The organism is Mesorhizobium sp. M8A.F.Ca.ET.208.01.1.1 (assembly GCF_004791315.1).
GTDB lineage: Bacteria > Pseudomonadota > Alphaproteobacteria > Rhizobiales > Rhizobiaceae > Mesorhizobium.
Window position 1 is genome coordinate 25,436 of the sequence record NZ_SRUT01000005.1, and the last position, 13,186, is coordinate 38,621.

Annotated in this window: 9 protein-coding genes; 6 read left to right on the top strand and 3 right to left on the bottom strand. The window is 62.7% G+C overall.

The window, feature by feature from the left end:
- Nucleotides 1–7: 7 nt before the first annotated feature.
- From EN851_RS22105 to EN851_RS22115, 3 genes are all read right to left on the bottom strand, one after another.
- Nucleotides 8–1,267, bottom strand: a complete 1,260-nt coding sequence (locus EN851_RS22105; protein WP_135906794.1) for a type II toxin-antitoxin system HipA family toxin — start codon at nucleotides 1,265–1,267, stop codon at nucleotides 8–10.
- Nucleotides 1,245–1,709, bottom strand: a complete 465-nt coding sequence (locus EN851_RS22110; protein WP_135906795.1) for a helix-turn-helix transcriptional regulator — start codon at nucleotides 1,707–1,709, stop codon at nucleotides 1,245–1,247. Before EN851_RS22110 ends, EN851_RS22105 begins: the two co-directional genes overlap by 23 nt.
- 105 nt (nucleotides 1,710–1,814) lie before the next feature.
- Nucleotides 1,815–2,096, bottom strand: coding sequence for an AlpA family phage regulatory protein (locus EN851_RS22115; RefSeq protein WP_135906796.1), 282 nt, complete (start codon nucleotides 2,094–2,096; stop codon nucleotides 1,815–1,817).
- A 483-nt stretch (nucleotides 2,097–2,579) separates the two neighbouring features.
- Between EN851_RS22115 and EN851_RS22120 the strand changes: the two genes are divergently transcribed.
- From EN851_RS22120 to EN851_RS36405, 6 genes are all read left to right on the top strand, one after another.
- Nucleotides 2,580–3,542, top strand: a complete 963-nt coding sequence (locus tag EN851_RS22120; RefSeq protein ID WP_135906797.1) for an ArdC family protein — start codon at nucleotides 2,580–2,582, stop codon at nucleotides 3,540–3,542.
- 170 nt (nucleotides 3,543–3,712) lie between these two features.
- Nucleotides 3,713–5,836, top strand: a complete 2,124-nt coding sequence (locus EN851_RS22125) for a ParB/RepB/Spo0J family partition protein (protein ID WP_135906798.1) — start codon at nucleotides 3,713–3,715, stop codon at nucleotides 5,834–5,836.
- A 160-nt stretch (nucleotides 5,837–5,996) separates the two neighbouring features.
- A complete protein-coding gene (locus tag EN851_RS22130) occupies nucleotides 5,997–10,313 on the top strand; it encodes a strawberry notch-like NTP hydrolase domain-containing protein (RefSeq protein ID WP_135906799.1) in 4,317 nt (1,438 codons plus the stop codon).
- The gene (locus EN851_RS22135) at nucleotides 10,313–11,371 is read left to right on the top strand and encodes a toprim domain-containing protein (protein WP_135906800.1); all 1,059 of its coding nucleotides are present in this window, start codon (nucleotides 10,313–10,315) and stop codon (nucleotides 11,369–11,371) included. Before EN851_RS22130 ends, EN851_RS22135 begins: the two co-directional genes overlap by 1 nt.
- Before the next feature lie 361 nt (nucleotides 11,372–11,732).
- A complete protein-coding gene (locus tag EN851_RS22140; RefSeq protein ID WP_135906801.1) occupies nucleotides 11,733–12,662 on the top strand; it encodes a DUF2493 domain-containing protein in 930 nt (309 codons plus the stop codon).
- Nucleotides 12,663–13,013: 351 nt separating this feature from the next.
- Complete coding sequence (locus EN851_RS36405; RefSeq protein WP_167531259.1) at nucleotides 13,014–13,181, top strand: hypothetical protein; 168 nt, start codon at nucleotides 13,014–13,016, stop codon at nucleotides 13,179–13,181.
- The last annotated feature ends 5 nt before the right edge of the window (nucleotides 13,182–13,186 follow it).

The window sequence follows — 13,186 nt, forward strand, 5'->3', positions numbered from 1 at the left end:
TGATATTTTAGTCGTTTGCTCGTGTTTCGTCCAAAACCCCCATCATGTGGATCGTCTTTCCCTGGCAAAGCGAGCGCACTCCGGCCTGCCATTCCCTAAGCATGTCTTCGCCGACCTCAGGGAAGCGGGATCCTTCAAAATAGGCCTTCACCCTTCCCGAAACGTCTGAGAGCGAGTCGCAGGTCTGCTCCACGATCTCTGCTACGCGCCCCGGTCGGAGGTTCGCGCGGGTGACGCCCAACCGGTCAAGCCTCTTTCGGTCGGGCCAGGCAGTGGTGCCGTCGAGGGTAAGCGCCATGGCATCGTTCTTGATGTAGGCCCTAGTCGTGATGAGGTCATACACGGGAGCCAGCCGTACCGGACTTTCCGCGTCTTTGTAGACGACGCCGAAATTCTTCAGGTGGGCATCGCCATTGCGGATGGCGCAGTTAATCACAAACAGGCGGAAAGCGGCTTCCAATGACCCGACGGCATTTTCGGGAGAGACGAACTCCCTGATCCGCTTGAAGAGCTTTGTTTCATACCCTCCGTTGTATTTGTCCTTGCTGGTTACGCCGTTCAGCGCACAGAAGTCCTCATATCCGAAGTACGATTCGTCGGTCAGGTCGAATCGCTCGACCACTAGGGCAAGCCCATCCTCGGATAGCCGGAAATCCGGCACCTCGAGGCCAACTTCCCGAGCTGCCATAAGACAGAAGAACTCATTTGCAGCCAATTCGGGATACTCGTCGGGATCCCACATTTTGACGATGTGGGTAGCTCCGCGGACGCTGAGCGACTGGCGTCCGTCCGACGGACCATCCTCCCTGGCTCGCACCAGGACCTTCGGCTGCACTCCGGCGACCCCTGAATGGACTGCGTATGTTTCCAGGAGTTCGTTATAGAGATCACCCGCCCGACGGGCACGCAGCAAGTCGTCAATGCTTCGGAAAGGGACGTCCTCCACCAGCTCCTCTTCCATGCCAGTGAAGCGGATACGGCCGATCTGCGACCGGCCGACTACGGCCAGCAGGTCGATGTCGTCGAACCGGCCCAATGCCTTCGCGAAGGCCGTCCTGATCTTCCCTTCAAGTGCCCCCTCAGGAAGGTTCATGTCGAAAATGGGAAGGAGCCCGAACTCCGAATTCCACGATTCGGTCCGCTTGGGCATTGTGAGCGACACGGCGTCACGACCATCGGTCTTCACATCGTACACGAAAGTCGAACCACGCTTGCCGGATCTGTCCAGGACGCCGACTGGCTTGCTACCTACCCAAACGCGCAGCATCGTCTTCCTCCATGATGTCTTCCAGTGTGGGGCGCTTGTTGTTGAAGGTCGTCAGTCGGAAATCGAGCCCTACAATGTTCATGAGCGTGAGCACGCCTTTGAACCCCATGTCGGATACCCTGCCGTTTTCAAACGCCTCGATCCTCGCCCGACTGACCCCGGAAAGTTCTGCGAGCTTTTCGCGTGTCAGCTTACGCTGCTTTCTGGCATTCTTGATCTCATTGCCAAGATCGTTCAGGTCGATCATTTTCGCCTCACAAATTAGCTGTTTATAGCTATAATGAGGAAAATAGCTTATATACTGGCTGTTTTCAAGGGTGCAATGACCGTAACCTTGAAACGGCATCATGCCTATCGTAAGCAGCAAGCCGTACGAGCTTTCCTGATCTTCGCCATCATCATCGGCATCATGCCGGCGACACGATCGTGCCGACATGACCATCGCTGATCTTCGGCAGGATGGATGGCCATGCGTCCGCGGCAACGGCAAATGTGCCCGAACGGATTGATCATCGACACCGTACCGTGGCGCTCGTCCCCCCTCAGCTTACGGTATTTGTGCCCGATCTCGCGCTCTGACACGAGAGGTTTTCCGTAAACGCACATCAGGAGGACTCGCACGGGAGATCGGAACCGCCCTGCGAGCCTGGAGCCAGGCTTCTACTTCGGCCAGATCCCAAACCACGCACCGAGGGGTGAGAGCGAAGCGTCGTGGAAATTGCCCGCGTTGTTCCATTTCATAGATTGTGCTGTCGGCCAGAGGCACGATTTCGCGCAGTTCCTTGCGGCGGATCGTCCGCTTTAGTGCACTTTCCCTGGGACCTGTCATAGCGCGATTCCTCCTTCGGTAAGCAGACGATTGAAGCCGATAGTCTTCACCGGTGGAAAGGGCGAAAGCCGGCAAGCGTATGCCGGGCGGTGATTTCGTATATATCGGCCGGCGAGGGATAGCCGTGGCCCGGATCGACCATGCGTCATGCGCGACGGCTTGCTCCCTGCTCTGCGCTCAAGTTTCATATGGCGCCCTTCGCCGGGGGCTGTCGGTCCCGCATCCCGCCTCACGGCGGCGCTATGCTGATGCTCCTTCGGCCGCCCTGTTGAACCGGTCTCAGGGCCACGAACCTGCTCCAGCACCGAACTGACTTATTCCCGCTGACGGACATTTCGCTGCTTCCGCCTTGTACGCCCTTTTTTTCACACTGGTCGGGAGAGCAGAGGGCTCTCCCGACGGAGAGTGAGAGGAGGGTCGGGTTTTTCGCGACGGGTTGAAAGCGGAAGGAAAGGCCTTCGGCGCCCGTCGCGGAGAACCGCGATGTCTGTCCGGAGCAATCGAAACCATGCCGTCGCCGACCGGTCTAATCTCTACGACGAGATCACCGGCAAGATAATTGCCGAGCTGGAAGCGGGTCGTTTTCCTTGGGTTCAGCCATGGGGGACTTCCGCGGCAAAAGCGTCGCTTTCCCTGCCGAAGAATGCCAGCACGCATCGCACGTACAGCGGGATCAACGTCCTTATCCTCTGGGGTGCCGTCGTCGAACGCGGGTTCCCAACGCAGAGTTGGCTAACCTATCGACAGTCTGCCGCGCTCGGCGGGAACGTCCGTAGAGGCGAGCGTGGGACAACGGTCGTTTATGCCGATCGTTTTGTCCCGGATCATGAGAGGAAGCGCGCTCGCGAGACAGGCGAGGATGCCCAGGCGATCCCTTTCCTCAAGCGCTTCACCGTTTTCAATATCGAGCAATGTGAAGGGCTGCCTGATGAAGTCGCAGTTTCGGCTCCGCTGCCGGTGGCAAGCTTGATCGAACCGCGGGTCGAGGCTCTGATCAAGGCCACCGGTATCGACTTCCGTATTGGTGGCGACAGGGCGTTCTATATGCCTGGCCGCGATTATATACAGGTGCCTCCGCCCCAAGCTTATTTCGAGCCGATCAACTGGCACCGGACGGCCTTGCATGAACTCGGTCATGCCACCGGTCACAGTTCACGCTTGGCCCGCGACTGCTCCGGTTCCACCGGCTCCAGGAAATATGCGTTCGAGGAACTCGTGGCAGAGATCAACGCTGCCTTCTGCTGCGCCGCCTTGGGCATCATGCCCACCGTTAGGCATGCCGACTATATCGGCTCATGGCTAGAGGTTCTGCGCGAGGACAATCGCGCTATTGTGCGTGCCGCCAGCCAGGCAAGCAAGGCAGCTGAGTGGCTTCTCGGTCACCTGCCGGAGGAGGTCGAAGCATCCGTCGAGTTGGATGAAGGCAAGGAAAGAAGGGCAGCATAACCTTCTTTGTCCGGAGCAGCGCAAGCGTCTTCCTGTCCATTGCGGCTCGGCTGTCGATCAACGGCGTGCCGGATCGCGCGGGGCGGGAGAGGAAGAGGGTTGGAGGGGGTTTCATGACGGGTTCAGGACCGAGAGAGAGGCTCTCGGCGGCCCGTCGCGGAGAAACCTCAATGACCATTGCCGTTCAAAAGATCACGCTGTCGTCCTCGCGCGATATTCCTTTCAATAAGCTGGTGCTTGCCCAGACCAACGTGCGGCGCATAAAGGCTGGCGTCTCGATCGAGGACCTGGCTGAATCAATCGCCCGCCGCGGACTGATCCAGGGCATACACGTTCGCCCCTTGGTCGGTGCAGACGGCCAGGAGACCGGGATGTTCGAGGTGCCGGCCGGCGGCCGTCGCTACCGCGCCCTCGAAATGCTCGTCAAACAGAAGCGGCTTGCCAAGGTAGCGCCTGTCCCCTGTGTCATCGGGAGTTCGTCCAGCACGGTTCTCGCCGAGGAGGTGTCCTTGGCGGAAAACATCGAACGTGCGCCGCTTCATCCTTTGGATCAGTATCGCGCCTTCAAAGTTCTCTGCGACCAGGGCATGGCCGAGGAAGAGATTGCCGCCGCATTCTTCATCTCGGTCAACATCGTCAAGCAGCGTCTGAAGCTCACAACCGTATCGCCGGCGCTTCTCGATGTTTACGCCGAGGACGGCATGACGATCGCCCAACTGGAGGCATTTTCCGTCAGCACCGACCACACCCGACAGGAGCAGGTCTGGGAGGCGATCAAGAACAGCTGGTCGAAAGAGCCATACCAGATCCGCCGCATGCTGACCGAGAATACCGTCCGCGCCTCCGACAAGCGGGCCGTGTTCGTCGGCCTCGAGAGCTATGAGGCGGCAGGCGGCGAAGTGCTGCGTGATCTGTTCCAGTCGGATGATGGCGGTTGGCTACAGGACATTCCGCTGCTTGAGCGGCTCGTCATTGAGAAGCTGCAGATGATGGTTGACGAAATCGCCAACGAAGGTTGGAAGTGGATCGAGGTCGCGGTGAGTTTCCCTTATGGCGCGGCGGACGGTTTGCGTGAGCTCGAGGGCGCGCCAATCGACCTCGGCAGTGATGAGCAGGCAACGCTCGACGCGCTGCGCAATGAATTTGACCAGCTCCAGGCGCAGTATGAGGAGGCCGACGAGTTGCCTGACGAGGTCGACCAGCGGTTTGGCGAGATTGAAACCGCTATCAAGTCGATCGAGGCGCGCCCCGTCCGCTTCAATCCGGTCGAAATCGCGTGTGCGGGTGTCTTCGTCAGCGTCGACACGGACGGAGCGCTTCTCGTCGAACGCGGTTACGTGAAGCCGGAGGATGAGGCGCTCGTTCCGTCCGACGGCAACAACGATCCCGGCGTCGACGGATCCGGCGTCTCAGCCACAGGCCCGGGTCAGCGGGCCGTCATCACCATCGGTGGCCAACCGGCCGACACGCAGGATGATGACGACGATGGCATCAAGCCATTGCCCGATCGCCTGATCATGGAGCTGACCGCGGATCGCACGCTGGCTCTGCGCGACAAGCTCGCCAACGATCCCGCGACCGCCTTCCTGGCCGTGCTCAACAAATTCGTCCGCGACGCTTTCTCTCGCTACAGCGCGCAAGGCGTGGCGATGGAAGTCCTTGTCCGCGGCACGGTCTTTCCCGTCCAGTCCGAAGGGCTTCGGGATACGATTTATGCGCGCTCGATCCAGGCCCGCCACGAGGCCTGGGAAAAGCGTCTTCCAACTGACGTCGCCGACCTGTGGAACGCGCTCTCTGCACTGACGGGCACCGAGCAGACTGAGCTGTTCGCCCATTGCGCATCCTTGGGTGTCAACGCCCTCTACGAAAGGGCCGATCGCTACGGCAACGGCGCTATCTCCACACACGGTGTGCAACAGCGCCTTGCCGACGCCGATAATCTCGCCAGGGCAGTCGGACTCGACATGATTGATGCCGGGTGGCGACCCACTGTCGGCAACTATCTCGGCCGTGTCACCAAGGCGCGCATCCTGGAAGCCGTTCGCGAGGGCGCCGGCGAGCGCGCCTCCCAGCTCATTGACCACCTCAAGAAGGGCGACATGGCCAAGGAAGCCGAACGCCTGCTCGCCGATAGTGGCTGGCTGCCTGAGCCTCTGCGGCTTGTCGACGTTGATGTGGAAGCAGTGGACACCAACGCTGGCGACGAAGATGAAGCTTTGCCTGAATTCCTGGCAGGTGACAACGATGTCGCCTTGGTCGACCAGGATGAAAAACAGCTAGACGCCGCCGAATAGGCCGTCTCCTTCCGCGTCCCATCGCCCGGCTCTCGCAAGAGGGCCGGGCGTTTTTGCGTTCTGTCGTGAGAGTGAGTGTCCGGCCGGGACGAGTTGAGCCCGTGCGGTCAGAGAGAGCGCCGATGGGCTTTTCCTGGCCTCGCTCTCCAGAGGATCTCCAATGAACTTTTTGTCACCCGCAGTAATCGGCGGTTCGGCCTCTTCCGCCACGCCTCTCGATCCAGCCGCAGCCGTCTACGCGGCAGCCCTGGTTCTTCTCCCCCACATCGAATGCGGCCGGCGCGTAGATGCCGTTGTCCTGCGAGCGGCGATGGAAGCCTCATTCGGGGCGTCCGACACAAGCGGCGCCTGGGACTGGAAGACGGCCTATGAAGCCTGCGAAGCCGCGACCGTTCTGTTCCTTCGCAAATACGGCAGGTCGCTTCTGCGCAAAGCCGGTTCCGCGACATCCGTCTTGCCGCTTCTCAGCCGGATTGCGGACCTGCTGCCCACGCATACCCGCCGCTCCGAGGAAAGCCAGGCGCTGCAGCAATTCTCGACACCCATCCCGCTCGGCCTCGCGGCCGTCACGGCTGCGGCCATAACGTCGGCTGACCGGGTGCTTGAACCTTCTGCCGGCACCGGTCTGCTTGCGATCCTTGCTGAGATTGCCGGCGGCTCGCTTGTGCTAAACGAGCTCGCGGAGACGCGTGCCGGCCTTCTGTCCAATCTCTTCCCGGGCGTCACGGTCACACGCTTCGACGCGGCGCAGATCCACGACCATCTTGATCCGGCGCGCTTGCCCACCATCGTGCTGATGAACCCGCCGTTCTCGGTCCTCGCCAACGTGCGGGGGCGGGTCGCGGACGCAACCTATCGCCATATCGCCTCGGCACTCGCGCGGCTCGCCGACGGTGGTCGGCTGGTCACCATCACCAGCGCGGGCTTCGGACCGGAGATGCCGGCGTGGCGCAATTCATTCGAGCGCCTGCAGGAGCATGGCCGCGTCGTCTTCACCGCCACGATCAGTGGCGCCGTCTACGCCAGGCATGGCACGGCGATCGACACCCGACTGACGGTCATCGACAAGACATTGGCTGGCGATCCGTCATTCATTCCGGCCTCGCCTGGCTTTGCGCCGGATGTCGCCACATTGCTCAGCTGGATCGAGAAGCACGTTCCCGCACGGCCGCCGATCGCCGAAGCTGCCAGGGTCGTTCCGGCCATCACCGCGCCCAGGACGGTCCGCGGTTATCTCGCCCGCACTGTCGCAAGCCCGGCTCAGCGGCAGCTATCCGAGCCGGTCGGCGTTGAACTGTCGTACGAGACGGTCGATTGGACGCCCGACGACGGAGCACGGCTGACCGACGCGATTTACGAGGAATACGGATTGCAGACGATCCGTATTCCGGGCTCCCAGGCGCACCCGACAACGCTGGTCCAGTCCGCGGCAATGGCGTCTGTCGCGCCACCGAGGCCCAGCTATCGGCCGACCCTGCCCGGCGACATCCTGACATCGCTCTCCGACGCCCAGCTCGAAACGGTGATCATGGCCGGCGAGGCCCATTGCGGGTTTCTCGCCGGATCGTGGTCAGTCGACCACACGCTTGATGTTGTCAAAGCGGCACCCGAGGACGCGCCAGGGGCCGTGCGCTTCCGGCGTGGCTTCTTCATCGGCGACGGGACCGGCGTCGGCAAGGGCCGGCAGTCGGCGAGCATCATGCTCGACAACTGGCTGCAAGGTCGACGCAAGGCCGTGTGGATCTCCAAGTCAGACAGGCTGCTTGAGGACGCGCAGCGCGACTGGGCCGCGCTCGGCATGGAGCGTCTGCTGGTCACGCCGCTGTCGCGCTTCCCGCAAGGGCGCACCATCACGCTTCCAGAAGGCATCCTGTTTACAACCTATGCCACGCTACGCTCCGACGACCGTGGCGAGAAGGTTTCGCGCGTCAGGCAGATCGTCGAATGGTTGGGTCCGGATTTCGACGGAGTGCTTATATTCGACGAGGCGCACGCCATGCAGAATGCCGGCGGCGGCAAGGGAGAGCGTGGCGATGTCGCGCCCTCACAGCAAGGCCGCGCCGGTTTGCGTTTGCAACAAGCGCTGCCTAGCGCCCGTGTCGTCTATGTCTCCGCCACCGGCGCGACCACGGTCGCCAATCTCGCCTACGCCCAGAGGCTTGGCCTGTGGGGCGGCGAGGACTTCCCGTTCTCGACCCGCGCGGAGTTCGTCGAGGCGATCGAGGCGGGTGGCGTGGCGGCAATGGAGGTGCTCGCCCGGGACCTTCGAGCGCTTGGCCTCTACACGGCACGCTCGCTCTCCTTCGACGGCGTCGAATATGAACTGGTCGAGCACGAACTGACGCTTGAGCAGCGGCGGATCTACGATGCCTATGCCGGCGCCTTTGCCGTCATTCACAACAATCTCGACGCGGCCATGCAGGCCGCCAACATCACCGGCGACAGCGGCACCCTGAACCGCCAGGCCAAGTCCGCCGCGCGCTCGGCTTTCGAAAGCGCCAAGCAGCGCTTTTTCGGTCACCTGCTGACGTCGATGAAGACGCCGACACTGATCCGCTCGATCGAGCAGGATCTCCAGTCCGGGCATTCGGCCGTGGTTCAGATCGTCTCCACCGGCGAGGCACTGATGGAACGCCGGCTGGCGGAGGTGCCAACGCAGGAATGGAACGACGTCCGCGTCGACATCACGCCGCGCGAATATGTGCTCGATTACCTCGAGCATTCCTTCCCAGTGCAGCTCTACGAGCCCTTCACGGATTCGGAAGGCAACCTGTCGTCGAGGCCGGTGTTTCGCGACGGTCAACCCGTTGAAAGTCGTGAGGCGGTCGCGCGCCGCACGGCCCTGATCGAGAAGCTGGCGAGCCTGCCACCGGTCCCTGGCGCGCTCGACCAGATCGTCCAGCGCTTCGGCACCGACATGGTAGCGGAGGTGACGGGCCGGTCGCGACGCATCGTCAGGAAGGGCGAACGCCTGATGGTCGAGGGCCGCGCGGCCTCGGCCAATCTCGCCGAGACGCAGGCCTTCATGGATGACGTCAAGCGTATCCTGGTGTTCAGCGATGCCGGTGGGACAGGCCGCAGCTACCATGCGGAGCTTTCCGCGCGTAACACGCGCCTGCGCGTCCACTATCTCCTCGAACCTGGCTGGAAGGCCGACGCAGCCATCCAGGGACTTGGCCGCACGCATCGGACAAATCAGGCGCAGCCACCGCTGTTTCGACCGATCGCCACCAATGTGAAAGCCGAGAAACGCTTCCTCTCGACGATTGCCCGACGCCTCGACACGCTGGGCGCGATCACGCGTGGCCAGCGCCAGACCGGCGGGCAGGGTCTGTTTCGGCCAGAGGACAATCTGGAATCGCATCATGCGCGCGATGCGCTGCGGCAACTCTATCTGCTGATCGTCCGCGGCAAGGTGGAGGGCTGCTCACTCGAGCTGTTCGAGCAGACCACGGGGCTGAGGCTGACGGACGAGAACGGCATCAAGGACGAGCTGCCGCCGATCACCACTTTCCTTAATCGCCTGCTGGCGCTCACCATCGAACTGCAGAACATCCTGTTCGCGGCTTTCGAGCAGTTGCTCACCGCGAAGGTGGAAGGCGCCATCGCGGCTGGGGTCTACGACCTCGGGCTCGAAACGCTGCGAGCGGAGAGTTTCGTCGTCACCGATAGGCGGGCTATCTACACCCATCCTGGCACCGGCGCCGAGACACAGCTTCTCACTATCGATCAGCGCCAGCGCAACCGGCCGATGCCCGTCGAGGAAGCTGTCGCCGAGCTCGACGATCAGCGCGCCATCCTGTTGGTCAACGAACGCTCAGGACGTGCGGCCGTCCAGGTTCCCGCGCCATCGTTTATGCTCGACGATGGCGAGATCGAGCGGCGGGTCCGGCTGATCCGGCCGATGGAGCAACACCATGCCTCGCTGCGCATGATGGAGGACAGTCATTGGCAGCATGTTGATCGAGAGACCTTCAGCGCTGCCTGGAGCGCCGAGGTCGCGGGCGTCCCGGCATTCTCGGACTCGACCATCCACATCGTCGCAGGACTGCTGCTGCCGATCTGGAAGCGTCTTCCAAACGAATCGAGCCGGGTCTATCGGCTTCAGACCGATGCGGGAGAGCGCATCATAGGACGCAGGGTCTCAGTCGCCTGGGCCGCCGGCGCGCTGGCAACCGGCATCAGCACGCTGACAGCGCAAGATGCCTTCAACGCTCTTGTGGATGGACGAACGATGCTCGACCTCGCGGAAGGTCTTGATCTGCGCCGCGTCCGCGTCATGGGCGCCAATCGCATCGAGCTGTCGGGCTTCACCGATACCATGCGCGAGCGGCTCACGGCCTACGGACTTTTCCACGAGATCATATCCTGGAAGCTGCGCATGTTCGTGCCCGCGGACGCGAGCGGGCCTACGGTGCTCGCCAAGGTCATCGAGCGTTATCCGGTGCAGCGCATCAGCGAGCGGGAGGCCAGCTGATGGCGCCGCACGATGCGTCCGTACTGGCAAGCCGTCTCGCCCGACGGGCGGAGGCGGTGTGCCGCCAATACCTGTCCAATGGTCGCCGCGTCGGCAATTACTGGCTGGTGGGTGATGTCAGCAATGCGCCGGGGCGTTCGATGTTTGTCCGCCTCAAGGGATCGGATTCCGGCAAGGGCGCCGCCGGGAAATGGACCGACGCCGCCACCGGCGAGCACGGCGACCTTCTGGACGTTATTCGGGAGTCGCTTGGCCTTGTCGATTTCAAGGACGTTTCCGACGAGGCGCGCAGCTTTCTGTCCATGCCCCGGGCGACGAGCGAACCGGACGAACACAGGGTGCCAGCCGTTCCCGCTGCCGGCGGCTCCCCCGAAGCGGCCCGGCGTTTGGTCTCCATTTCGCAACCCATTGGGAGAACGCTTGTTGAGACGTATCTGCGTGGACGCGGGATCACAGCCTTGCATGCGACCGGGAGCCTTCGGTTTCATCCGCGCTGCTATTACAGTGCCGAGCACGGCCCGACCGAAACATGGCCGGCAATGATCGCGTCGGTCACCGACCTCAAAGGCAAGCTCACCGGCGCCCACCGCACCTGGCTCGATCCTGGCGGTTTCACCGAGGCCCATCTCGGCCGCGCTCCAATCGACACGCCGAGACGGGCCATGGGCGAACTGCTCGGTCACGCCGTCCGCTTCGGCTGCTGCTGCGATGTCATGGTCGCCGGCGAAGGCATCGAGACCATGCTGTCGCACCGCACTGTCCTGCCCGCCCTGCCGGCACTCGCGGCCCTGTCGGCGGCCCATCTGTCCGCAATCCTGTTTCCCGACACATTGCGGCGGCTCTATATCGCCCGCGACAATGATCCCGCCGGCGACGCAGCTGTGGCAACCCTCATTGAACGCACCAAAGCGGCCGGTATCGAGGCGATGGTCCTGGCGCCGCAACTCGGCGACTTCAACGAGGATCTGCGCCTGCTCGGTGCCGATGCCCTCAGGGCGATCCTGCGGATCCAGATCGCGCCACAGGATGTGGCTCGCTTCATGGCACTGGCGGCCTGACCGGAAAGGGGGAAGAGAGGGGCGGCATGCCAGGATGCGTGGCCCGAGTGCTTAAGGTGGACCTTCGCTGGGGCGAGGGCCGGCCCACGGCCTTCCAGAGGGCGATCGGGCGCCGGCCGATCCGGACAGGCAATGGCTGCGCCCGGCTATTTTCCGGCGGCCCTTGCCACCCCACGCGGCGGGCCGCGCGAGGCCCCGTCTTCGGGCCTTTCCATCGCGAGACAAAATAGCCGGGCTTCGCCATCCTCCACTTCCGTTCCGGCCCTGCGCTGGCGCTGCGGGTGCAAGTCCGGATCATCCATCGCCTTCGTCGCCATGAAGGCCGCGATGGGCGCGGCCGATCCCACGAAGGCAAGCCGCCATGAGCACCGAGCACGATACCGACTTCGAGCCGCAACCCGCATCATCACCCACCGACTACGTCCTTCAAGAGCTTCAGCTCTACGGCTACCGTCCCTTCGACGACGAGCCCGATCCGCGCCCGCTGCCCGAAGGCCGGGTCATAGCGGCCAGTATCGCCGACATATTCGATGCTCTCGTGGTGGCGATGGCCGACACACGCCTTGAACCAGACCTCGAGGAACTGCTGTGGGGGACGGTCAACCTGTTCCACCGCGCGACCAAGCGGATTGAACGCGAGCTCGATGAAAACGAGCTTTGCCAGCAACGGCTGCAGCGCGAACAGGACGGATCCGAGGTCAAGTCGGTCGAACTCGAGCGGCAGATCGCCCAAGGTCAGACACTGCTCGAACGCCGCAACGCCTTCGAATTGATGCGTGACCAGTCCGCCGAGCACTACGAGCGGCACACCCACTCGATCTGGCGTCCGCGTTCGGGTTCTGTCGTCAACCATCGTCACCTCACCGCGGCCATGATCGACAGTCGGGACTTCGTCGCCGCGAGGAAGCATGCGGACAGCCAGGTGCTGTTGCCACCCGGACCCAAAGTCGCCTTCACCGGGGGGCTCGATTTCAACGATCATCGGCTAATCTGGGCCAAGCTCGACCAGGTCCATACCAAGCATCCGGACATGGTCCTGCTACACGGCGGATCACCAAAAGGTGCCGAGTTGATCGCGGCCAAATGGGCTCATAGCCGCAAGGTGCCACAAATCGCCTTCAAACCGGACTGGACGGGGCACGCCAAGGCTGCGCCCTTCAAGCGCAACGATGCCATGCTCGACACCTTGCCGATTGGCGTCATTCATTTCCCCGGCTCTGGCATTCAGGACAACCTCGCCGACAAGGCACGCAAGCTGGGCATCCCGGTCATGAAATTCGGCGCCTTTTAAGGGGGCAGCACTCCGCGGCCAAGCCGACGAAGGCAACTTCGTTGGCATCTCTTCGAGACTTGGGACCGGCCGTGGCAAAGCTGGTTCGGCTGGGATGAATGCGAGGGAGCGTGCTCCGAGCGACGGATTTCGCCGGCTGCTATTCTGGAAACGGGGAGCGATCCCCGCGTTCATGGGCGCAATTCCTTGATCCGGTCCGTGGGCCTGATGCCATCAACCCGTAAAGGGTCGGACTACACAAAGCGTGCCGCCGCTCGGCTTCGCCTTCACGGTGATTGCGGCCCTCGGCCGGACACATAGGGCGCCTGTCACGCGGGATCGCTCCCCGCTTCCAGAACAGGAGCCGGAACGATGTCGCTCATGGAAGCCAACGCCTTCGCCTTCAGCCTCGCCACCAGCCTGATGGTCAGCATCGTCATCTTCCGCGCCGGCGACGGTACGCTGACCGTCGTGCCAGCCGACGAGTATGAAGGAGAAGCCTCCGAGATCGTCCGCGAAATCGATCCACACGCGCGCTGATCCGG